The 23687-nt window shown below is 59.3% G+C and carries 17 protein-coding genes; 10 read left to right on the top strand and 7 right to left on the bottom strand.

Features of this window, described 5'->3' with window-relative positions:
* Positions 1–342: 342 nt before the first annotated feature.
* From ACWKV9_RS18075 to ACWKV9_RS18055, 5 genes are all read right to left on the bottom strand, one after another.
* Complete coding sequence (locus ACWKV9_RS18075) at positions 343–1509, bottom strand: zinc-binding metallopeptidase family protein (protein WP_483837498.1); 1167 nt, start codon at positions 1507–1509, stop codon at positions 343–345.
* A 184-nt stretch (positions 1510–1693) separates the two neighbouring features.
* Positions 1694–4057, bottom strand: coding sequence for an NAD-dependent DNA ligase LigA (ligA, locus tag ACWKV9_RS18070; protein WP_483837497.1), 2364 nt, complete (start codon positions 4055–4057; stop codon positions 1694–1696).
* A 173-nt stretch (positions 4058–4230) separates the two neighbouring features.
* Positions 4231–5079, bottom strand: a complete 849-nt coding sequence (gene zipA / locus ACWKV9_RS18065) for a cell division protein ZipA (RefSeq protein ID WP_483837496.1) — start codon at positions 5077–5079, stop codon at positions 4231–4233.
* A gap of 254 nt (positions 5080–5333) precedes the next feature.
* Positions 5334–8822 (bottom strand): chromosome segregation protein SMC, encoded by a 3489-nt coding sequence (smc, locus tag ACWKV9_RS18060; RefSeq protein WP_483837495.1) that lies wholly within the window; start codon positions 8820–8822, stop codon positions 5334–5336.
* Between the two features lie 3 nt (positions 8823–8825).
* On the bottom strand, positions 8826–9485 hold the full coding sequence (locus ACWKV9_RS18055) for a GntR family transcriptional regulator (RefSeq protein ID WP_483837494.1): 660 nt from the start codon (positions 9483–9485) through the stop codon (positions 8826–8828).
* 294 nt (positions 9486–9779) lie between these two features.
* On the opposite strand from ACWKV9_RS18055, the gene xdhA reads away from it, so the two are divergent.
* The 4 genes from xdhA (at position 9780) to guaD (ending at position 16093) form a co-directional block, all read left to right on the top strand.
* Positions 9780–11243: a xanthine dehydrogenase small subunit gene (gene xdhA, locus ACWKV9_RS18050; protein ID WP_483837493.1), complete on the top strand. Its 1464-nt coding sequence runs from the start codon at positions 9780–9782 to the stop codon at positions 11241–11243.
* Positions 11236–13641: a xanthine dehydrogenase molybdopterin binding subunit gene (gene xdhB / locus ACWKV9_RS18045; RefSeq protein ID WP_483837492.1), complete on the top strand. Its 2406-nt coding sequence runs from the start codon at positions 11236–11238 to the stop codon at positions 13639–13641. Before xdhA ends, xdhB begins: the two co-directional genes overlap by 8 nt.
* A gap of 145 nt (positions 13642–13786) precedes the next feature.
* Complete coding sequence (xdhC, locus tag ACWKV9_RS18040; protein WP_483837491.1) at positions 13787–14626, top strand: xanthine dehydrogenase accessory protein XdhC; 840 nt, start codon at positions 13787–13789, stop codon at positions 14624–14626.
* 153 nt (positions 14627–14779) lie between these two features.
* Positions 14780–16093: a guanine deaminase gene (guaD, locus tag ACWKV9_RS18035; RefSeq protein ID WP_483837490.1), complete on the top strand. Its 1314-nt coding sequence runs from the start codon at positions 14780–14782 to the stop codon at positions 16091–16093.
* A gap of 192 nt (positions 16094–16285) precedes the next feature.
* Here the strand turns inward: guaD and ACWKV9_RS18030 are convergent, their stop codons facing one another.
* On the bottom strand, positions 16286–17050 hold the full coding sequence (locus tag ACWKV9_RS18030; RefSeq protein WP_483837489.1) for a GntR family transcriptional regulator: 765 nt from the start codon (positions 17048–17050) through the stop codon (positions 16286–16288).
* A 344-nt stretch (positions 17051–17394) separates the two neighbouring features.
* Between ACWKV9_RS18030 and ACWKV9_RS18025 the strand changes: the two genes are divergently transcribed.
* Together ACWKV9_RS18025 and ACWKV9_RS18020 are read left to right on the top strand one after the other, a co-directional pair.
* Positions 17395–18741, top strand: coding sequence for an NCS2 family permease (locus tag ACWKV9_RS18025; RefSeq protein ID WP_483837488.1), 1347 nt, complete (start codon positions 17395–17397; stop codon positions 18739–18741).
* Positions 18742–18906: 165 nt separating this feature from the next.
* On the top strand, positions 18907–19533 hold the full coding sequence (locus ACWKV9_RS18020; RefSeq protein WP_483837487.1) for a LysE family translocator: 627 nt from the start codon (positions 18907–18909) through the stop codon (positions 19531–19533).
* A 199-nt stretch (positions 19534–19732) separates the two neighbouring features.
* Here the strand turns inward: ACWKV9_RS18020 and uraH are convergent, their stop codons facing one another.
* Positions 19733–20086 carry a hydroxyisourate hydrolase gene (gene uraH, locus ACWKV9_RS18015; RefSeq protein ID WP_483837486.1) on the bottom strand — a complete coding sequence of 118 codons (354 nt, stop codon included), beginning with the start codon at positions 20084–20086 and terminating at the stop codon, positions 19733–19735.
* 384 nt (positions 20087–20470) lie between these two features.
* On the opposite strand from uraH, the gene puuE reads away from it, so the two are divergent.
* The 4 genes from puuE (at position 20471) to ACWKV9_RS17995 (ending at position 23641) form a co-directional block, all read left to right on the top strand.
* Positions 20471–21406 (top strand): allantoinase PuuE, encoded by a 936-nt coding sequence (puuE, locus tag ACWKV9_RS18010; RefSeq protein WP_483837485.1) that lies wholly within the window; start codon positions 20471–20473, stop codon positions 21404–21406.
* Entirely contained in the window at positions 21403–21918 is a 516-nt protein-coding gene (uraD, locus tag ACWKV9_RS18005) for a 2-oxo-4-hydroxy-4-carboxy-5-ureidoimidazoline decarboxylase (RefSeq protein WP_483837484.1), read from the top strand. The genes puuE and uraD overlap by 4 nt, the downstream gene beginning before the upstream one ends.
* Before the next feature lie 41 nt (positions 21919–21959).
* Positions 21960–22955 carry an allantoicase gene (gene alc, locus ACWKV9_RS18000; protein ID WP_483837483.1) on the top strand — a complete coding sequence of 332 codons (996 nt, stop codon included), beginning with the start codon at positions 21960–21962 and terminating at the stop codon, positions 22953–22955.
* A gap of 182 nt (positions 22956–23137) precedes the next feature.
* Positions 23138–23641 (top strand): ureidoglycolate lyase, encoded by a 504-nt coding sequence (locus tag ACWKV9_RS17995; RefSeq protein ID WP_483837545.1) that lies wholly within the window; start codon positions 23138–23140, stop codon positions 23639–23641.
* Positions 23642–23687: the final 46 nt, after the last annotated feature.

Genomic DNA, 23687 nt, shown 5'->3' with positions numbered 1-23687 from the left:
CCCTGTAGGAGCCAACTTGTTGGCGAGGCGGGTTACCCGGTGTGTCAGGCCTGCCGTCTCGCGAACAAGTTCGCTCCTACAGGCTTGGCGGGGTTTGCGTGCTTTGGATCGGCTAAACACCAACCCCTGTAGGAGCCAACTTGTTGGCGAGGCGGGTTACCCGGTGTGTCAGGCCTGCCGTCTCGCGAACAAGTTCGCTCCTACAGATTCAGCGGTGTTTGCGTGCTTTGGATCGGCTAAACACCAACCCCTGTAGGAGCTGACGAGCAGCGCGAGGCTGCGAAGCGGTTTACCTGACACATCGCAATCGCAGCCTTCGGCAGCTCCTACAGGTGGAGCACGTTACGACACCTGCAACACATCATCCGCTTTACCACCCGCATCCTGTATCACCAGGTGGATGAAGTGCAGCTTGGTCACCACCGCAGGCGGCACCACGAACGGATAGAAATCCGGTTGCCCCATGGCGCGAGAGAGTTCGTTAAGCATACCGGCCAGCTCGATCCAGGCATTCACGAACGCCAGGAACGCCGGGCCACCCGGATGTTGCGGGTCGTACAAGGTTTCCAGCGGGAATGGCGTGTAGTCCAGATCCATATCCCGCGCGCTCATGCCCAGACTCAGCGCCGTATCGACCGCATCCATCATGTGCAGGTAGTGCGCCCAGGTTTCGGCCCAGTCTTCCCATGGATGCATGGTGGCGTAGGCACTCACGTAGTGCTGCGGCCAGTCCGCCGGGGCACCGTTCTTGTAGTGATGATCGAGCGCGTCGGCGTAACTGGCGCGGTCGTCGCCAAACAGGTTACGGAAGCCATCCTGCCAGTAAGTATTGGCTACCAGACGATCCCAGTAGTAATGCCCTACTTCATGACGGAAATGCCCGAGCAGCGTGCGATACGGTTCGTGCATCTGTACCCGGGTTTTCTCACGGATCGCGTCGTCTGCTTCGTTGATGTTCAAAGTGATCAGCCCATTGGCATGACCTGTCGTCGGCGCCTCGCCTTCAAGATTGACCCCGAGAAACTCGAATGCCAGCCCGCGCTCTTCATCGACGCTCTTGGGGATGACCTGCAAACCCAGTGAAATCAGCTGCGCGACCAAACGACGCTTGGCGGTTTCAATCTTTAGCCAGTGGCCGCCGTTTTCCGGAATGCTCAAATCCGGGATGGTCTTGTTCAGCGCACAGGCCGTACAAAACTCACCCAAGTTGTGCGCCGGGAACAACCAATTGCAGGCCGCCGGGGTGTTCAGGTTGGCGCAACGTCGATACAAGCCCGCACCCGGTTCATCGCTGAGCCGCCAGGTGCCCAGGTCAGGACCCGGCTCAAGCGACGCGACTTTGCCTTGCTCAGGCAGGTAGCCCAGCGCAGCCGAGCAGGCCAGGCATTGAGTGTTTTGAAAGAAGATCGACTGTCCGCAACGGCATTGCCAGACCTTGTTGTTACGCTTGCTCTCACCGACAAAAGGCGCGGCAATTCTTGTGCTGAGTTGTTCGAAGAACTGGAACATGACGATCTCCTTGTGAGGTTGCAAGCACTAGATCATCGGCGTTTGTGGCGGTTCCGTGGATTTGATGGCGGGTAGATGAGTAAGTGTTTACACGGTCTCTGTATGAGCGCGCTTGCCCGTGAAAGCCTGCGATAAATGGATCGGCTGACGAAACGCAATCGCGGGCAAGCGCGCTCCTACAAGGTCAGTCGGCTGTAATGCCGTGTTTTTTCAGGAATGCCACGAACCCTTCCTCATCCATCACCTTCAAACCCAACTCATTGGCCTTGGTCAACTTCGATCCTGCGCCAGGCCCGGCCACCACGGTATGGGTCTTGGCGGAAACGGAGCCTGAGACCTTCGCCCCGAGGCTTTCCAGCTTCTCTTTGGCGATATCGCGGCTCATCAACTCCAGCGAGCCGGTCAGCACCCAGGTCTGCCCAGCGAGCGGCAGACCTTCGACGACTTTCTTCTCGCTCTGCCAGTGCATGCCGAAGTCACGCAGCTGCTGCTCGATAGCGACAGCGCGCTCGGCGTTGTCCTTCACATCGAAGAAATCACGCACGGCTTTGGCCTGTTTCTCCGGCAACGCCTGACGCATGTCCAGCCAGTCGGCCTTGACCACGCCTTCCAGCGTGCCGAACTTGTCCGCCAGTTTCTGCGCAGCGCCTGGCCCTACCGACGGGATGTTCAACTTGTCGAGCATCCCGCCCAAGGTGGCGCTAGCGGCAAATTCGGCGCTGAGGTCGCCGGTGTCTTGCAGTTCCATCCCGCACTCGCCCAACAGCGCGCCGATGACTTGCTGGTTATGGGAGTCCTCGAAGAAGCTATGAATCTCGTGCGCCACTTCCAGCCCTACATCCGGCAGATAGGTCAGTACTTCCGGCAGCGCCTGCTTGACCCTGTCCAGCGAGGCCAACGAACGTGCCAGCACCTTGGCGGTTTCTTCACCCACATCTGGAATGCCCAGCGCATAGATGAAGCGCGCCAGGGTCGGCTTCTTGCTGTCGGCGATGGCCTTGAGCAGCTTGTTGCTGGATATCTCGGCGAAGCCTTCCAGGTCGATGATCTGTTCGAACTTCAGTTTGTAGAGGTCAGCGGGCGAGCCGATGAGTTTCTCGTCCACCAACTGTTCGATGGTTTTGTCGCCCAGCCCTTCGATGTCCATCGCCCGACGCGACACGTAATGAATGATCGCCTGCTTGAGCTGCGCGCCACAGGCCAGACGACCGATGCAGCGATAGACCGCGCCTTCGCTGATCGTTTCCTTGCCCTTGCTGCGCTTGATCAGTTGCGTGCGCTCGACATGGGAGCCGCACACCGGGCAGGTCTGCGGGATTTCGACTTTGCGCGCGTCATCAGGGCGGCGTTCAAGCACCACTTGCACCACCTGCGGAATCACGTCTCCGGCGCGGCGGATGATCACAGTATCGCCGATCATCAAGCCCAGCCGGGCGACCTCGTCCATGTTGTGCAGCGTCGCGTTAGCAACCGTCACGCCAGCGACCTTGACGGGCTTGAGCCGTGCGACTGGTGTGACAGCGCCGGTGCGGCCCACCTGGAATTCCACGTCCAGCAGTTCAGTGAGTTCTTCAAGGGCCGGGAATTTATGGGCAATGGCCCAACGCGGTTCGCGGGCGCGGAAACCCAGTTCACGCTGGGCGGAAATGCTGTTGACCTTAAACACGACGCCGTCGATTTCATATGGCAACGACAAGCGTCGCTCGCCGATGTCGCGGTAGTACGCCAGGCAATCGTCGATGCCGTTTGCCACTTTCAGCTCGCGGCTGACTGGCATGCCCCACTCTTTTAGCTGCGTGAGATTGCCGATATGGGTGTCGGAAAAGTCTGCGGAGACCTGGCCCAAACCGTAGCAACAGAATTCAAGGGGCCGATTGGCGGTGATCTTCGAATCCAGCTGACGCAGACTGCCGGCCGCCGCGTTACGCGGATTGGCGAAGGTCTTGCCGCCGATTTCCAGCTGACTGGCGTTCAGGCGCTCGAAACCGGCTTTGGACATGAACACTTCGCCGCGTACTTCCAGGGTTTCGGGCCAGCCTTTGCCATGCAGCTTCAGCGGGATATTGCGCACCGTGCGTACGTTGACGCTGATGTCTTCACCCGTCGTCCCGTCGCCGCGAGTAGCGCCGCGGACAAGAGCGCCATTTTGATACAGCAGGCTGACCGCCAGGCCATCGAGTTTGGGTTCGCAGCTGTATTCAACCTTGGCGCCAATATCGATCAAGTCGCCCACTGGCAGATCGAGGCCTTCGGTCACGCGACGGTCGAATTCGCGCATGTCTGTTTCTTCGAACGCGTTGCCCAGGCTGAGCATCGGAACTTCGTGACGCACCTGGGTGAACGCCGACAGCGCAGCGCTGCCGACGCGCTGTGTGGGCGAATCAGGGGTAACAAGGTGAGGGTTTTCGGCTTCGAGCGCCTTGAGTTCATGGAACAGGCGGTCGTATTCGACGTCGGGGATGCTGGCGTCATCAAGGACGTGATAGCGGTAATTGTGCTGATCCAGCTCGGTACGCAGTTCCAGGATTCGGGTTTCGGCGGCGTTCATACGGTGTGTTCTCGGAAAGCAAAAGAGCAGCCGTGGCTGCTCAATGTGTTAATGCGATGTGAGGGCCGGAAGACCCTCTGTAGGAGCCAACTTGTTGGCGATGGCAATATGAGGTTTGCCTGACATATCGCCTCGCCAACAAGTTGGCTCCTACAGATCGTTCAGCGTGCAGATCAGCGACGCTGAGTCAGGGCGCGGCGTTCGAATTCGACGATACGCTGGCGGTAATGCTCGATGGTCTGCGCGGTCATGACGCTGCGCTGATCATCCTTCAGTTCGCCATTAAGCTCATGGGCCAACTTGCGCGCCGCTGCGACCATCACGTCGAAAGCCTGTTTCGGGTGACGCGGCCCTGGCAGGCCGAGGAAGAAGCTCACAGCCCGAGTACTGAAGTGATCGATATCGTCCAGGTCGAACACGCCTGGCTTGACCGCGTTGGCCATCGAGAACAGGACTTCGCCGTTACCCGCCATGCTTTCGTGGCGATGGAAGATATCCATCTCGCCGAAACGCAGGCCGCTTTCCAGAATGTTCTGCAACAAGGCAGGCCCTTTAAAGCCGCTTTCGTCACGGGAAATCACGCTGATTACCAGCACTTCTTCCACCGGTGGCAGATCTTTGTCTTCGGTGATGCGTTGGGCAGGCTTATCGTCCGGAAAATCATCATCGCGGCCGGAGAACAGGCTTGGGCCATCCATGTCCAGATTCAGGTCGCCCTGCTGAGGTTCATCCTTGCGCTTGCCGCGCTTGGATTCGCGTTCGGGGCGCTCGCGGGCGGCACTCATCGTCGGCAAATCATGCTCGTCTAGCTTGGGTTCTTTCTGGTTGTCCAGCACACGCGCCGGACCCAGCACCTCGGCGGAGGAAGGCTCTTCGTCGTCCGGCAGGTTCGAAAAACTGCGGTCCAGCCTGAATTTCAGCTTACCTTTGCCGCCGCGCATCCGGCGCCAGCCATCAAAAAGAATACCGGCAATGACAATAATGCCGATGACGATCAGCCACTCGCGCAGACCGATTTCCATGTAATCCCGTGCCTCTAGTGAAAAAATCTGAAAATTAAGGGCGTTAAACCCCTTTAAAACGTGGCGCCAACTCTCTGTTCTGAATGGCGTTTTCCCACGTGAAAAAAAGAAAAGTGGTCATTAAGCTAGCACGACCAAAGGCAACTTTACACCGTCTCTTACATCTGCCATGCCAAGGGTTCTGTACTGGCCCTGCACGCTTGCCTGTACCGAGCTGCCAAAACGCCACTTTTCCCTGTTAATTCTTCGCTCGACTACGCGTCCACCAGCGCCATCGCCTCCTCTACGTCCACCGCAACCAACCTCGAACACCCCGGTTCATGCATGGTGACGCCCATCAGTTGATCGGCCATTTCCATGGCGATCTTGTTGTGGGTGATGTAGATGAACTGCACGGTCTGCGACATCTCCTTCACCAGTCGGGCATAGCGTCCTACGTTCGCATCGTCCAGCGGCGCATCGACTTCGTCGAGCATGCAGAACGGTGCGGGATTGAGCTTGAAAATCGCGAAAACCAGAGCCAGTGCCGTCAGGGCTTTTTCCCCGCCGGACAGCAAATGGATCGTGCTGTTCTTCTTGCCGGGGGGACGCGCCATGATTGTCACCCCTGTATCGAGTAAATCTTCGCCCGTCAGTTCCAAATAAGCGCTGCCGCCACCGAAAACTTTTGGAAAAAGTGCCTGAATTCCGCTGTTTATCTGATCAAAGGTCTCTTTGAAGCGATTGCGCGTTTCCTTGTCGATCTTGCGGATGACGTTTTCAAGCGTGTCCAGCGCTTCCACCAGATCCGCGTTTTGCGCATCCAGGTAGTTTTTGCGTTCGGACTGCTGCTGATATTCATCAATCGCCGCCAGGTTGATTGCGCCCAGGCGCTGAATCCTCGCGGCGATGCGTTCGAGTTCTTCTTCAGCGGCTTTCTCGTTGGCCTCATCGGTCAGCGTCGCCAGCACGCCCTGTAGATCGTAGCCGTCTTCGAGTAACTGATCTTCCAGGGTTTTGCGGCGCACGGTCAGCGATTGCCATTCAAGACGTTGCTGTTCGAGTTGGCCACGCAGTAATTGCGACTGCTGTTCGGCCTGAGTACGGCGTTTCTCGGCATCGCGCAGTTCGCGGTCCGCGTCTTCCAGAGCGATTTTCGCGGTACGCATTTCGTCGTCGACGACCATGCGTTTTTCCAGCAGTTCTTCGAGTTTCAGGCGCAGCTCTTCCAGCGGTGCCGCGCCCTCCTCCAGATTCAGATCCAGTTGCTCGCGCTTTTCGGTCAGGCGCTCGGACTGCATTTCCAGACGTTCCAGCGCCTGACGCGTCGAATCGTGCTGGGCCTTGAGCGAACCCAGGCGCACGGCCAATTGGTTGGCGTGGTCTTTGTGCTGACGAGCTTCCTGACGCACACGATCCAGCCGTTCGCGCAGGCTGTCACGCTGGGCCAGCAGCAATTCGCGTTGTTCAGTGTCCAGCGCCATGGCGTCCAGCGCGTCCTGCAATTGCAGCCGCGCTTCGCCGACGCTTTCGTGCTCGATGGCCCGCTGCTCACCCAGCTCAGTGAGTTCTTCATCCAGACGTGTGCGACGCAGGGTCAGTTGCTCGACCTTGGCCTTGGCGGCAGACAGTTTGGCGTTCAACTCGCTCTGCTGGCGGGCTTCGTCCTGCAGGCGACGACGCAACTGCTCGCGGGTGTCTTCCTGCACGCGTTGTTGCTCGCGCAGGGTCAGCAACTGTTCTTCAAGCGCCATCAGGGTGGCTTCGCGCTCTTGGCGCTCAAGCTCAAGGCGCTGCAGCTCCTGACCTCGGGCAAGCACGCCGCTTTCCGCCTCGCTGGCACGGCGGACCCGCAAGAAGTCACGCCCGACCCAGTAACCGTCGCGGCTGATCAGGCTGTGCCCGGCGGCCAGCTGGCTGCGCAGCGACAGCGCGTCATCAAGGGTTTCAACCGGTTGGACCGGCCCCAGCCAACTGGTGAGATCGACACCGGTCTCGACCTTGTCCAGCAGGCTGCCAGGAATGCGCGCGATGTCGGCGGACGGCCTGACCAGGCGCAGATCGCCCTGCTCGAAGCCAGCCAGATCAAGCCCCGTGAAGTCATCGACCAGAACAGCGTGCAGGTCAGCACCGAGCACAGTCTCCACCGCCAACTCCCAACCGGACTCGACGCGCAAACCTTCAGCCAGACGCGGGCGCTCGTTCAATTGCTGATCGCGCAGCCATTCGGCGGTGCCGGTGCCGGGATCAAGGGCGGCCTGCTGCAACGCTTCCAGCGAAGCCAGTCGACCATTCAGCCGCTGCAAGTCGCCCTGAGCCTGCTGCTGGGACTGATTAGCCTGTTGCAGCTCAAGGCGCAGTTGCTCCAGACGCTCGATCAGTTGTTCTTCTTCGGCGGTCAGCTCTTCGAAGGTCATCTCGCGGGCGGCAAGGTCTTCGCTGAGTTCCAGAATCGCCGCGTCTTCCGGGTCGGCCGCCAGCAACTGACGTTCTTCGCCCAAACGGCGCTGACGCTCGCCCAGGCGTTCCATGCTGGTTTCCAGCTGCTGGATGCGCGACTGCTGCACTTCGGCCTGGCGCCGAGGTTCGGCGGAGCGCAGGTTGAAACTGTCCCACTGCTCCTGCCAGCCGTGCATCAGGGTTTCGGCATCTTCCAGGGACGCTGCGGATTCTTCCGCGGCGGCCAGGGTCATTTCCTGTTCGGGCTCAAGCATTTCCAGCTCTTCACCCAAGGTCGCCAGCAACGTGCGGTCGTGGCCCAGATGGGATTCGGTTTCCTGGCGGGCGCGCTCGGCTTCGCGCAAATCGTCCTGCAACTGGCGCAAGCGTTGCTGGCCGTGCTGAATACTTTGCTCGACCCGGGCGATGTCGCCGCCCACTGAATAAAAGCGGCCCTGCACCAGATTGAATCGCTCTGACAGATCGTGATGACCGTCGCGCAGACGCTCGATGGCGGCATCGGCGCTGCGCTGATCGGCCACCAGCGCTTCGAAGCCGACCTCCTGATTGCCGATCACCCCTTCGCGCTGGCTGACCTGTTCATTCAACGCCTGCCAGCGCAACGCCGACAGTTGCGCCTTGAGCTGGCGCTCTTCGGCTTTGTATTCCTGGTACTTCTCGGCGGCTTGGGCCTGGCGCTGCAAACGCTCCAGTTGACGGCCGAGCTCTTCGCGCAGGTCGGTCAGGCGCGCGAGGTTTTCATGGGTGCGGCGGATGCGGTTTTCGGTATCGCGACGGCGCTCCTTGTACTTGGAGATGCCAGCGGCTTCTTCGATGAAATTGCGCAGGTCCTCGGGCTTGGCTTCGATCAGCTTGGAGATCATGCCCTGCTCGATGATCGAGTAGCTGCGCGGGCCCAGGCCGGTGCCGAGAAAGATGTCGGTGATGTCCCGGCGACGGCATTTGGTGCCGTTCAGGTAATAACTGTTCTGACTGTCGCGGGTCACTTTGCGGCGGATGGAGATTTCCGCGTAACTGGCGTATTCGCCGATCAGGGTGCCGTCGGAGTTATCGAACACCAGCTCGATGCTGGCCTGGCTCACCGGTTTGCGGCTGGTGGAGCCGTTGAAGATGACGTCGGTCATCGACTCGCCGCGCAGGTTCTTGGCCGAGCTTTCGCCCATGACCCATCGCACCGCATCGATGATGTTGGATTTGCCGCATCCGTTGGGGCCGACCACGGCCGCCATGTTGCTGGGGAAGTTCACCGTCGTGGGGTCGACGAAGGATTTGAACCCCGCCAGCTTGATGCATTTAAGGCGCATCGGTTAGCCGGCCGCCAAGGCAGCGAGGACCGACTGGCAACTGCGCTGGCCGTAACTGGTGAGCACCGCACGGATTTGCAGGACGTCACGGGCGATCACTGCTTCAAGCAATTGGCCGAACAGGGTCAGGTACTCGCTCATCTCGGCCTTGCGTTGCTCCAGCGCCAGGAAATAGAAGCGGCTCATGGACGGCTGCAGGTTCTCGATGGTTTCTTCCAGATAGGGGTTGTTGGCGAACGGATAAGCGGCGCGCATCACATTGAAGCTGTCTTCGACGAAGGCTTTCACGTCCTGGCGCTCGCAACTGGCGATCAGACGCTGTTGAATTTGCAGGAATGGCGCCAGTTCGATCTCTTCTTTCCAGCGCTCACCCACGGCAATTGCCAGCAGGATGTACAGCTCGCTCATCAGCGCGCAGAGGCTTTCGACGTTATGCGGCGTCAGCACCGAGACTTGGGCGCCACGGCGCGGCAGGATCACGATCAGGTGGCGGCGCTCAAGAATCAACAGCGCTTCGCGCACTGATCCACGGCTGACATTCAGTGCGGCCGTGACCTTTTGTTCCTGGATCCGCTCGGCAGGTTTTAGCTCGCCGCGAATAATGCGCTCGGCAAGGTGGTGAGCGATTTGCTCGGCGAGGCTGTCCGGTGCCTTGAACGTCATTTCTTTCCTTTAAACCCTAACTGCACACAAGCGGCGAAGTGTATCGCACTGCATCCCCATGGCGCAGGGCCACGTGTGTGGAAACTGGCACGAAATAAGCAAAAGTTGGAGCGTCAGAGCGCGGTTTTATTTCATCGCTTGTACGCCGTTAATCGGCAAAAAGAAAAAACTCGAAATTTCCTGACTTAAAGGTCAGAAAATTATTGACCCAATAGTCAGAGCTGATAGATTCATCGACACGTTCGATGACCACTCGGCACGACTACTCTTATTACAAGAAACGAGGCATAACCCGTGATCCAGTTCTTACTGAACCAAGAGCTCAAAACCGAGCACGCTCTGGACCCGAATGTGACGGTGCTCAATTACCTGCGTGAGCACGTGCACAAGTCCGGCACCAAAGAAGGCTGCGCCAGCGGTGATTGCGGCGCCTGCACGGTCGTGGTCGGCGAGCTCACGGTGGATGCCGACGGCAAGGACGCGCTGAGCTATCGCAGCCTTAATTCATGCCTGACGTTCGTGGCCTCGTTGCACGGCAAACAGCTGATCAGCGTCGAAGACCTCAAGCACCAGGGCCAACTGCACAGCGTGCAGAAAGCCATGGTCGACTGTCACGGGTCGCAGTGCGGGTTCTGCACGCCAGGTTTTGTCATGTCGCTGTTTGCCCTGCAAAAGAACAGCTCTCAAACCGCTACCGACCAAAAAGCCCAGGCCCACGAAGCCCTCGCCGGCAACCTCTGCCGCTGCACCGGCTATCGTCCAATCCTGGCGGCTGCTGAACAGGCATGCAGTGAGCGCCAGCCCGATCAGTTCGATCAACGTCAGGCGCAGACCATCACTCGCCTGAAAGCCATCGCCCCGTCCGAAACCGGCGAGCTGAACAGCGGCGACAAGCGCTGCCTGGTGCCATTGACCGTGGCAGATCTGGCCGATTTGTACGATTCCTATCCCCAGGCGCGGCTGCTGGCAGGCGGCACGGATCTGGCGCTGGAGGTCACACAATTTCATCGCCCGCTGCCGGTGATGATTTACGTCGGCAACGTCGCCGAGATGAAGAAAATCGAGCACTTCGATGACCGCATCGAGATCGGCGCCGCCACTGCGCTGACCGACTGCTATGGCGCCCTGAGCGAGCAATACCCGGATTTCGGCGAATTGCTGCACCGTTTTGCATCGTTGCAGATCCGCAATCAAGGCACGTTGGGCGGCAACATCGGCAACGCCTCGCCGATTGGCGACTCGCCTCCCCTGCTGATCGCCCTCGGCGCGAAGATCGTCCTGCGCAAGAGCGAGCAAACCCGCACCCTGGCGCTTGAGGACTACTTCATCGATTACCGGGTGACGGCCCGCCAGGAAAGCGAGTTCATCGAGAAGATCATCGTGCCCAAGGCCAACGGCAAACAGGTGTTCCGCGCCTACAAAGTGTCGAAACGGCTGGACGACGACATTTCGGCGGTGTGCGCGGCCTTCCGTATTCAGGTGGAAAACGGCGCCATCGTCGATGCCCGCGCAGCTTTCGGCGGCATGGCAGCGATTCCAAAACGCGCGACGGCCTGTGAGAAAGCGCTGATCGGAGCGCCGTGGACATCCGCCACGGTTGAGCGCGCCTGCGCAGCGCTTTCCGACGACTTCACACCGCTGTCGGATTTTCGCGCCAGCAAGGAATACCGCCTGCTCAGTGCGCAGAATCTGTTGCGCAAATACTTCATCGAGTTGCAAACGCCACACATCGAGACGCGGGTGACCTCTTATGTCTAATCACGCCCCTCAGAAATCGCAGGAAGAAATGGTCGCGCTGTTTCAGCAGCTGACCACCGGCGTCGGCCGCAGCATCAAGCATGACAGCGCCGACAAGCATGTGTCCGGCGAAGCGATCTACATCGACGACCGCCTGGAATTCCCCAATCAACTGCACGTTTACGCGCGCCTGTCGGACCGCGCCCACGCGCGCATTCTCAACGTCGACACCGCGCCGTGTTACGCCTTCGAAGGCGTGCGCATCGTCATCACCCACGAAGACATTCCCGGCCTGAAAGACATCGGCCCGTTACTGCCAGGCGACCCGCTGCTGGCCATCGATGTGGTCGAGTTCGTCGGTCAGCCGGTGATTGCCGTGGCGGCGCGCGATCTTGAAACCGCGCGCAAAGCAGCGATGGCAGCGATCATCGAATACGAAGATCTGGAGCCGGTGCTGGACGTGGTGGAGGCCCTGCGCAAAAAGCATTTCGTGCTCGACAGCCATACCCACCAGCGTGGTGATTCGGTGTCGGCGTTGAACAGCGCGCCGAAGCGGATTCAGGGCACGCTGCACATCGGCGGCCAGGAACACTTCTATCTGGAGACGCAAATCTCGTCAGTCATGCCGACCGAAGATGGCGGGATGATCGTTTACTGCTCTACGCAAAACCCCACCGAAGTGCAGAAGCTGGTGGCCGAAGTGCTGGACGTGTCGATGAACAAGATCGTGGTCGACATGCGCCGTATGGGCGGTGGTTTCGGCGGCAAGGAAACTCAAGCGGCTAGCCCCGCCTGCCTGTGCGCGGTGGTTGCGCGGCTGACCGGTCAACCGACCAAAATGCGCCTGCCTCGCGTCGAAGACATGTTGATGACGGGCAAGCGCCACCCCTTCTATGTCGAGTACGACGTGGGTTTCGATGACACCGGTCGCCTGCACGGCATCAATCTGGAGCTGGCAGGCAACTGCGGTTATTCGCCGGACCTGTCGGCGTCCATCGTCGACCGCGCGATGTTCCACGCCGACAACTCGTATTACCTGGGCGACGCCACGATCAACGGGCACCGCTGCAAGACCAACACCGCGTCGAACACGGCCTATCGCGGTTTCGGCGGCCCACAGGGCATGGTCGCCATCGAGGAAGTGATGGACGCCATCGCCCGGCATCTGGGCAAAGACCCGCTGGAGGTGCGCAAGGTTAATTACTACGGCAAGACCGAGCGCAACGTCACGCACTACTACCAGACCGTCGAGCACAACATGCTCGAAGAAATGACCGCCGAGCTGGAAGAAAGCTGCCAGTACGCCGAGCGACGCAAGGCGATCACGGCCTACAACGCTCACAGCCCGATTCTCAAGAAAGGGCTTGCGCTGACCCCGGTCAAATTCGGCATTTCCTTCACCGCCAGCTTCCTCAACCAAGCCGGTGCGCTGATCCACATTTACACCGACGGCAGCATTCACCTGAACCACGGCGGTACCGAGATGGGCCAGGGGTTGAACATCAAGGTCGCGCAGGTGGTGGCCGAGGTGTTCCAGGTGGACATCGACCGCGTGCAGATCACCGCCACCAATACCGATAAGGTGCCGAACACTTCGCCCACCGCTGCCTCCAGCGGCGCGGATTTGAACGGCAAGGCGGCGCAGAACGCAGCAGAGATCATCAAAGCGCGGCTGGTCGAGTTCGCGGCGCGGCATTACAAGGTCGAGGCCTCAGAGGTCGAGTTCCGCAACGGCCATGTACGGGTCGGTGATCAGGTGATCTCGTTCGAGACCTTGGCGCAGCAGGCGTGGATGGGCCAGGTGTCGCTGTCGAGCACCGGCTATTACAAAACGCCGAAGATTTACTACGACCGCAGCCAGGCGCGCGGCCATCCGTTCTACTACTTCGCGTTCGGCGCGGCCTGCACCGAAGTGATCATCGACACCCTGACCGGCGAATACAAAATGCTGCGCACGGACATCCTGCACGACGTCGGCGCATCGTTGAATCCGGCCATCGATATCGGCCAGGTCGAGGGCGGCTACATTCAGGGGATGGGCTGGCTGACCACCGAAGAACTGGTGTGGAACGCCAAGGGCAAACTGGTCACCAACGGGCCGGCGGGCTACAAGATCCCGGCCGTGGCGGACATGCCGCTGGATCTGCGGGTCAAGCTGGTAGAAAACCGCAAGAACCCGGAAGACACGGTGTTCCATTCCAAAGCCGTGGGCGAGCCGCCGTTCATGCTGGGGATCGCGGCGTGGTGCGCGATCAAGGATGCGGTGGCGAGTCTGGGCGATTACAAACACCAGCCGAAGATCGACGCGCCCGCCACTCCGGAACGGGTGTTGTGGGGGTGTGAGCAGATGCGCCAGTTGAAACTGGCTGAGGCTGCGGCGGTTGGCGTCGCCCATGAATTGACGGTTTCGCCGGTTTGATTTTCGCCAGCGCAGATGACGCCTTCGCGGGCAAGCGCGCTCCTACAGAAGACCGCATTCCGACTGTAGGAGCGCGCTTGCCCGCGATGAGGCCAGCACAGACAACACAGATTTTGATCGTGACAACAACGATCAGGAGACACACATGAACAACTGGATCAGTGCCCTCGCCGATCTGCAAACCCAGGGCCAGGCCTGCGTTTTGGTGACGATCATCGAGGAGCGTGGCTCGACGCCGCGCAATGCCGGCTCGAAGATGGTGGTCAGCGCCGAGCGGATTTTCGACACCATTGGCGGCGGCCATCTGGAATACAAGGCCATGGAAATCGCCCGCGAGATGCTCGCCAGCGGCAGCCAGCAAACCCGACTCGAACGCTTCAGCCTCGGCGCCAGCCTGGGTCAGTGCTGCGGCGGGGTGAACGTGCTGCTGTTCGAACCCATGGGCCAACCCCAGGCGCAGATTGCGGTGTTTGGCGCCGGTCACGTCGGTCGAGCGTTGGTGCCCCTCCTCGCCAGCCTGCCCTGCCGCGTGCGCTGGATCGATTCCCGTGAGCAGGAGTTCCCCGAACACCTGCCTCAAGGCGTGACACGCATCATCAACGACGAAGTGATCGATGAAGTCGACAACCTGCCCGCTGGCAGTTATTGCATCGTCATGACCCACAACCATCAGCTGGACCTGGAATTGACCGCCGCCATTCTCAAGCGCGGCGACTTCACCTACTTCGGCTTGATCGGTTCTAAAACCAAACGGGTAAAATTCGAACACCGCCTGCGCGATCGAGGCTTCGATGCCGCGCTGGTGCAACGCATGCGCTGCCCAATGGGCCTGACCGAAGTGAAAGGCAAACTGCCAATTGAGATCGCCGTGTCCATCGCCGCTGAAGTCATCGCCACCTACAACGCCAATTTCGGCGAGCAAAGCTCGGGGGCCGAGCCGATTGCCAAGTTGATGCCCGTGTCGCGGCGTCAGAACGCGTTGTAAGAATCAACGCAAACCCCGTGGGAGCGGACCTGTCCGCGAAGAGGCCGGTGTGCCTGATATAGGTCTATCACCTGACAGCTTGTCTTCGCGGACAGGTCCGCTCCCACGGGTTGATCACAATCAGCACGCTATTAAATATCCAACGAGAACCCCATGACTTCCGATTCTGCCAGCAAAAAAGCCTACCGCGCCTCAATCGTCCACAGCCTCGGTGACCCAGCCGAAGTGGCTGTTGAGGACTCTTACGCGTATTTCGAAGACGGCTTGATGATCGTCGACGACGGCAAGATTTCCGCTGTGGGCCATGCTGCCGACTTGTTGGGTACGCTCGGCGATGATGTACAGGTGCTCACCTACAAAGACGCCCTGATCAGCGCCGGTTTCATCGACACCCATATCCATTTGCCACAAACCGGCATGGTCGGGTCCTACGGCGAACAGCTCCTGGACTGGCTCAACACCTACGTCTTTCCCTGCGAGAAGCAGTTCGAAGACCCTGCGCATTCGGCCGAAGTGGCTGACCTGTTTCTTGAAGAACTGCTGCGCAACGGCACTACCACCGCGCTGGTATTCGGCAGTCGGCACAAGGAGTCGGTGGAAGCGTTTTTCAGTGCCGCCGAAAAGCTCAATCTGCGGATGATCGCTGGCAAGGTGATGATGGACCGCAACGCGCCGGACTATCTGGTGGACACCGCTGAATCGAGCTATGTCGACAGCAAGGCACTGATTGAGCGCTGGCACGGCAAGGGCCGCCTGCACTACGCCGTCACCCCGCGCTTCGCACCTACCAGCACCCCGGAACAATTGGCGCTGGCCGGTCAACTGCTGACCGAATACCCGGACCTGTACATGCAGACCCACATCAGCGAAAACCTGAAAGAAGTCGAGTGGGTGAAAGCGCTGTTTCCGGAGCGCAAGAACTATCTGGACGTGTACGACCACTTCAAGCTGCTGGGCGAGCGCTCGGTGTTCGCTCACGGCGTGCATTTGTGCGACGACGAATGTGCGCGACTGGCTGAAACCGCGTCAGCGATTGCCTTCTGTCCGACGTCGAACTTCTTCCTCGGCAGTGGGCTGTTTAACCTGCCAATGGCCGAGCGGCACAAGGTCAATGTGGGATTGGGCACGGATGTAGGCGGCGGCACCAGCTTCTCGATCCTGCAAACGCTGAACGAGGCGTACAAAGTGATGCAGTTGCAGGGTGCGAAGCTGAGTCCGTTCAAGTCGCTGTACCTCGCAACACTGGGCGGCGCGCGGGCACTGCGGCTGGAGGACAAGATCGGCAGTTTGCAGGCGGGTAACGAGGCGGATTTCGTGGTGCTGGATTACAACGCAACGCCGCTGCTGTCGTACCGCATGAAGCAGGCGCAAAGCATCGAGGAGCGATTGTTTGTGCTGATGACGCTGGGGGATGACCGAACGGTGAGTGAGACCTACTCGGCGGGGGCGCTCGTACACAAGCGCTAAGTGGAACGCGGTCGTTTCTGCCGCAGGCGTAGGAGCTTGGCTTGCCAGCGATCGGCCGGGTACCGGTCGTAAAACCTGAGCTCGCGGTGTATCTGATCGAATCGAGGTGGCAGGTTTTGGGGCCGCTTCGCTGCCCATCGCCTGCAAGCAAGGCTCCTACGCCCTTCGGGCAGAAGCCAGACTCGCGCTGGATCAAACCGCCGGGCTGCGCCCCGGCTTTTTCTTGGGCAGCATCAGATGCGAGAACACGGCGTGCAGATCGTCCGAAGCGCTGTCTTCATCGAGGTTGAGCTTGCTGTCGATGTGATCCATGTGATGCATCATCAGGTTCACGGCCAAGGTCGCGTCCCGCGCTTCGATGGCGTCGATCAACTGGGTGTGTTCATCGTAGGAGCAGTGCGAACGGTTGCCGCTTTCGTACTGCGCGATGATCAATGAGGTCTGGGACACCAGACTGCGCTGGAAGCTGATCAGTGGTGCATTCTTCGCCGCTTCCGCCAGTTTCAGGTGGAACTCCCCGGACAGACGAATCCCCGCCCCGCGATCCCCCTTGGAAAAACTGTCGCGCTCATCGCTAACCATCTTGCGCAGCTCCGCCAATTGCTCAGGCGTTGCGTGCTCGACAGCGAGTTCAGTGATGGCCTTCTCGACCATACGACGGGCGAAGAACACCTGACGCGCTTCCTCAACGCTGGGGCTCGCCACCACGGCACCGCGATTGGGCCGCAACAACACAACACCTTCGTGAGCCAGTCGCGACAATGCGCGACGAATGATGGTGCGGCTGACCCCGAAAATCTCGCCCAGCGCTTCTTCGCTCAGCTTGGTACCGGGCGCCAGTCGCTGCTCGAGAATGGCCTCGAAAATGTGGGCGTAGACGATATCGTCCTGGGTTCCGCTGCGACCTGCTTTGACGGTGCGCGGCTGTTTCTTGAGGGGCTGCAACTGTTCGTTCATGGGCACTCGTGGGAACTGAATCCGGCGCTGGGCCGTGACTGTGATCTGTGGTGCGAATCAATAGCAGATATCGCGGCAAAGTCACAGTGAAGGTACTGGCGCATTGTACACAGTGATCAAAGTCTGAACACGTCCCCAGTGATCCCCTCGTTATGCACACAATCTCAAAAATCATCACGACAAAAACGAAAACATTATTTGCATTTTTTGTATACAAAAGCATAATCCGACTCGTGCACGTTTCTGACCTTTCAGTCAAAAAATCGAAACTGAAAGGAAGTCTCGCCTCACGGAGCAGTTACCGGCTCTGAAAAAAACAACAAAAACGTTCCGAGGAATTCACTGTGGAAAGCCGCAAATCCGAAGCTTCGCCGCTGGATCTCACGCCGCCGCGCAGCGGTCTGCTTGAGCGCATCTTCAAGCTGAGCCTGCATGGCACCACCGTCAGAACCGAGCTGCTGGCGGGCCTGACCACCTTCATCACCATGGCTTACATCATCTTCGTCAACCCCAACATCATGGCCGACGCTGGCATCGATCACGGAGCGGCCTTCGTCGCCACCTGCATCGCGGCGGCACTGGGCTGTCTGTTGATGGGGCTGTACGCCAACTGGCCGGTGGGCCTTGCGCCGGGCATGGGGCTGAACGCGTTTTTCACCTACACCGTGGTCGGCACCATGGGCTACAGCTGGGAAACAGCGCTGGGTGCGGTGTTCGTTTCGGGCGTGATCTTCATGTTCCTGACCCTGTCGCGCATTCGTGAATGGCTGCTCAACAGCATTCCGGTGAGCCTGCGTTACGCCATGGGTGCGGGGGTCGGGCTGTTCCTCGGGCTGATCGGCCTGAAGACAGCGGGCATCGTGGTCGACAGCCCCGCCACGCTGATCAAGCTCGGCTCGCTGCGTGAACCTGGCCCGCTGCTGGCGGCGGTGTGTTTTCTGATGATTGCCGTGCTCAGTTATCACCGGGTGTTCGGCGCCATCCTGATCAGCATTATCACTGTGACCCTCGCCGGCTGGGGTTTGGGGCTGGTGCAGTACAACGGCATTTACTCGATGCCGCCCAGCCTTGCGCCAACCTGGATGGCGATGGACGTTGCCGGGGTGTTCAACGTCAGCATGATCAGCGTGGTGCTGGCCTTCCTGTTCGTGCACATGTTCGACACCGCAGGCACGCTGATGGGAGTGGCGCAGCGCGCCGGTTTGGTGCGCGAAGACGGTCGAATCGAGAACCTTTCCAGGGCACTCAAGGCCGACAGTGCGTCCAGCGTGTTCGGCGCGATGGTCGGTGTGCCACCGGTGACGAGCTACGTGGAGAGCGCGTCCGGCGTGGCGGCTGGCGGTCGGACTGGTCTGACCGCTGTCACCGTGGGCGTGTTGTTCGTGGCGGCGATGTTCTTCGCGCCACTGGCTGGCATGATTCCCGCTTATGCCACCGCAGGGGCGTTGATTTACGTGGCGATGCTGATGATGGGCGGCATGGCCCACATCAATTGGGACGAGGCAACCGACAGCATTCCGGCGATTGTCACGGCGATCATGATGCCGCTGACGTTTTCGGTGGCGGACGGGATTGCCCTGGGTTTCATCACCTACGTCGTGTTGAAAGCCGGGACTGGCAAGCACAAGGAAATTTCCGTGAGCCTGTGGGCGCTGTGCGTGATATTCATTGCCAAGTTTGTGTTTTTGTAGAGCACCAGACGCGACACCTGTAGGAGCGAACTTGTTCGCGAGGCGTTGTGACTGACTCACCGCGTCGGCCCTCTCGCCAACAAGTTGGCTCCTACAGAATCAACGCATGCTCTACCCGCAAAAAAGCCCCGACATTCGGGGCGTTTTCATTCAAGGAGAACCCGCATGACCCTGGAAACCTGGCTGCTGTTCAGCGGCGCGGCGCTGGTGGTGATTTTGATACCGGGGCCGTTGTCCCTGTTGATGATCGGCAACAGCCTCAATTACGGCCTGCTGCGTTCATACCCGGCCTTCCTTGGCGGGGTCGTGGCCTCGGTCTGCCTGCTCAGCGCTTCGGCACTGGGTTTGGGCGCGTTATTGATGGCGTCGGAAAAACTGTTCAGCGCGCTGAAAATCGTCGGCGCGATGTACTTGTTTTATCTGGCATGGCAAAGCTGGAAGCAATCGCGGGAGCCGGTCAGCGCTGCCGACGTGCCGGTTGCGGTAAGCCAACCACGCTTCGGCTCACTGTTCTGGCGCGCGTTCGTACTGGGGGGCAGCAACCCGAAAGACATCCTGTTTTTCGCAGCGTTTCTGCCGCAATTTCTCAAGGCCGATCAGCCGTTTCTTGGTCAGTTGGTCACCATGATCATCACCTGGACCGTACTGGATCTGGCGTGCAAATTGTTTTATGGATTGAGTGCTCAGGGTGCTTCGCGTTACTTGCGCAGTGGCAAGGGTCAGAGCTGGTTCAACCGCGTGAGCGCGGCGTTGTTCGGAACGGCGGGGACGGTTTCGTTGCTTAGTCGCTGATGGATTCGAGGCTGTGTGGGGTCAGACAGACCGCTTCGCAGCCTCGCGTTGCTCGTCAGCTCCTACATGGATTTGCGTTTACAGGGATGTGCGTTGCAGACCTTAAAGTGATCGTCATTTAGCACTTAGAAACTGCAGACGAAAAAAAGCCCGCAGTGTGGGGCGGGCAAGAGGAAATTGGTATGGCTGAATACGTGAGTTAGCTGCCGCGATAGGTCGAGTAGCTGTAGGGCGAGATCAGCAGCGGGACGTGGTAGTGATCCTGCGCAGCGTCGATGCCAAAGCGCAGAACGACAACATCGAGAAAGGCGGTGGCGGGCAGCTGAACGCCTTTGGCGCGGTAGTAATCCCCTGCCTGGAATTGCAGCTGGTAGACGCCAGAACGGTAATCATCGCCCTGCAACAATGGCGCGTCGCAGCGGCCGTCGGAGTTGGTAACGGCGTCGGCGACTTTCTCCAGCCGCTCGCCTTCAACCCGATACAGCACGATGTGAATGGAGCTGCCGGGGCAGCCATGAGCGGCGTCCAGTACGTGTGTGGTCAGTCGTCCCATGCTTGTCGGTGCCTCGCTTGAGAAATGGAAGTCAGTTGCTCGCACCGATATAGGGCTCATCGGTTGCGAGCGATGAACGATTAAGACACTTTCTCTGTAGATTGTACACAATAAATATCGCTAATTAGTCCACCTAACTTGTCGCGTCCGGATAAACAGCGATTTGCGGCGCAGGCAGGAAAGCATTAGGATTTTTCTGCATATCCTGACCACTCAGGCAGGTTTCTTGCAGTACAAAACTTCGTAAGAAAAGAAAAAAACAGGCTTACAAAACGCGGATAAAGTTGTATACAATCTTTTCACCGCAACGGCAGTCCACTGCATCCGTTCCTGCAATGTCAGACCGCCACTGCAACAGACAACACGTACAGAAGGAATCTCGCAGTGAGCGCCGACTACCCTCGCGACCTGATCGGTTATGGTAATAACCCGCCCCATCCCCACTGGCCAGGCAATGCCCGGATCGCGTTGTCCTTCGTCCTCAATTACGAAGAAGGCGGCGAGCGCAACATTCTGCACGGCGACAAAGAATCCGAAGCGTTCCTCTCTGAAATGGTGTCCGCCCAACCGCTGCAAGGCGCGCGCAACATGAGCATGGAATCGCTCTATGAATACGGCAGCCGCGCTGGCGTGTGGCGCATTCTCAAGCTGTTCAAGCAATTTGATATCCCACTCACTGTCTTCGCAGTGGCCATGGCAGCCGAACGTCACCCGGACGTGATCCGCGCCATGGTCGCTGCCGGCCACGAAATTTGCAGCCACGGCTATCGCTGGATCGACTACCAGTACATGGACGAAGCGCAGGAACGCGAACACATGCTCGAAGCCATTCGCATCCTCACTGAACTGACCGGCGAGCGCCCGCTGGGTTGGTACACCGGCCGCACCGGACCTAACACCCGGCGTCTGGTGATGGAAGAAGGCGGTTTTCTCTACGACTGCGACACCTACGACGACGACTTGCCGTACTGGGAGCCGAACAACCCTACCGGCAAGGCCCACCTGGTGATCCCGTACACGCTGGACACCAACGACATGCGCTTCACTCAGGTGCAGGGCTTCAACAAGGGCGACGACTTTTTCGAGTATTTGAAAGACGCGTTTGATGTGCTGTACGCCGAAGGTGCCGAAGCGCCGAAGATGCTTTCCATCGGTCTGCACTGCCGCCTGATTGGTCGCCCTGCCCGGCTAGCTGCGCTGCAACGTTTCCTCGAATACGTCAAAGGCCATGAACAGGTGTGGATCGCCCGCCGCGTGGATATCGCCCGTCACTGGCACACCGTGCATCCTTTCACTGACACAAAAGGAGCCGCGCAATGAGCCGCTTCCAGAGCATTACTCCATCAAGCCTGAGCCGCGAAGCGTTCGTCGAAACCTTCGCCGACATCTACGAGCACTCGCCGTGGGTCGCTGAGAAAGCCTTCGACTTGGGTCATGCCAGCGACCTCGACGATATCGAAGTGCTTCACGCCCGAATGAGCGACATCCTGTTGAGCGCTGATCACGCCTCGCAACTGGCATTGATCAACGCTCACCCGGACCTTGCCGGCAAAGCCGCCGTGCAGGGCCAACTGACCGAAGCCAGCACCAATGAACAGGCTGGCGCCGGTATCCACCAATGCACGACTGAAGAGTTCCAACGCTTCACCGAGCTGAACGACGCCTACAAAGCGAAGTTCGCGTTCCCCTTCATCATGGCGGTGAAAGGCAGCAACCGGCATCAGATCCTCGCGGCCTTCGAGACGCGCATTCACAATTCGGTCGACACCGAGTTCGCCTGCGCGCTGGCCGAGATCAACAAGATTGCCCTGTTTCGCCTGCAAACCCTCTGACCGCCCTCTCCCACGCCACCTGAAAAAGGCAGACAAAAAGAATGAAAGCTTACGCCGTACCTTTCGAGAAGTTCGTGAACCTGGCCGACGCGCGCCTGGGCACCAAGATCATTTCCGTCACCGACGACTGGTTCGCCGATGCCAACCGCCTGTTCCAGCCGACCCCGGCCGTGTTCAAGGAGGGTGTGTTCGACGACAACGGCAAGTGGATGGACGGCTGGGAATCCCGCCGCAAGCGCTTCGAAGGTTATGACAGTGCGGTGATCCGCCTGGGCGTGGCCGGTTCGATCAAGGGCGTGGATATCGACACTTCGTTTTTCACCGGTAACTACCCGCCATCGGCGTCGCTGGAAGCGTGCTTCCTGGCCTCGGGCGAACCGGATGACAACACCCAGTGGACTGAAGTTTTGTCTGCCGTGGAGTTGAAAGGCGACAGCCATCACTACCACGAGATCAGCGACAAACAGGCGTACAGCCACTTGCGCTTCAACATTTACCCGGACGGCGGCGTGGCGCGTTTGCGCGTGTACGGCGTGCCGCATCGCGACTGGTCCACTGTGGGCGACAACGAGCAGATCGATCTCGTTGCGGCCTTGAATGGCGGCCGTGCGCTGGCCTGTTCCGACGAGCATTTCGGGCGCATGAGCAACATCCTCAATCCGGGCCGTGGCGTGAACATGGGCGACGGCTGGGAAACTGCACGTCGCCGCACGCCAGGCAATGACTGGGTGATCGTCGCCCTGGGCCATGCCGGTGAAGTGGAAAAAATCATCGTTGATACCTTGCACTTCAAGGGCAACTATCCGGACAGCTGCTCGATTCAGGGCGCGTTCGTGAAGGGCGGCACCGACAGCCAGATCGAAACCCAGAGCCTGTTCTGGCGTGAACTGCTGCCAAGCCAGAAGCTTGAAATGCACGCCGAACACAGCTTCGCCGAGCAGATCAAAGCGCTGGGGCCGATTACCCACATTCGCCTGAACGTGTTCCCGGATGGCGGCGTGAGCCGGTTGAGGGTGTTGGGGAAGGTCGCCAAGTAATGCTTGGCCTGTAGGAGCGTGGCTTGTCCCGCGATCGGCCGGGGACCGGTCGTAAAACATGCAATTGCGTTGTCGCTGACACAACGCGTTCACCGGTTTGCTGCCGCTGCGCGGCAGATCGCGGGACAAGCCACGCTCCTACAGGTGTTTATCAACTAATCATGAAAACAGAAGACTCCGACATGCGCACACTGACCATCGAGCCGTTGACCAAAGAAGCTTTCGCCCCTTTCGGTGATGTCATCGAAACCGATGGCAGCGATCACTTCATGATCAACAACGGCTCGACCATGCGCTTTCATCGTCTGGCCGAGGTTGAAACGGCTACGCCGGACGACAAGGCGATCATCAGCATCTTTCGCGCCGATGCGCTGGATATGCCGTTGACCGTTCGCATGCTGGAACGCCATCCGCTGGGCAGCCAGGCCTTCATTCCGCTGCTCGGCAACCCTTTTCTGGTCGTGGTCGCGCCACTTGGCGATGCACCTGAACCAGAGTTGACCCGCGCCTTCATCACCAATGGCAGGCAGGGTGTTAATTACCATCGCGGCGTCTGGCACCACCCGGTGCTGACGATCGAAAAGCGGGATGACTTCCTGGTGGTTGATCGCAGTGGATCAGGCAATAACTGCGATGAGCATTTCTTCGAAGAGCATCAGTTGATGATGCTCGATCCCCATTTATAAGAAAGGGCTTGAGCGCTCGCAAGTAGCGACAGGCTGAGGTAAGTAC

The organism is Pseudomonas corni (assembly GCF_057128765.1).
Note: the sequence above shows the minus strand (reverse complement) of the source record. Positions and strands in the feature narration are given on the sequence as shown.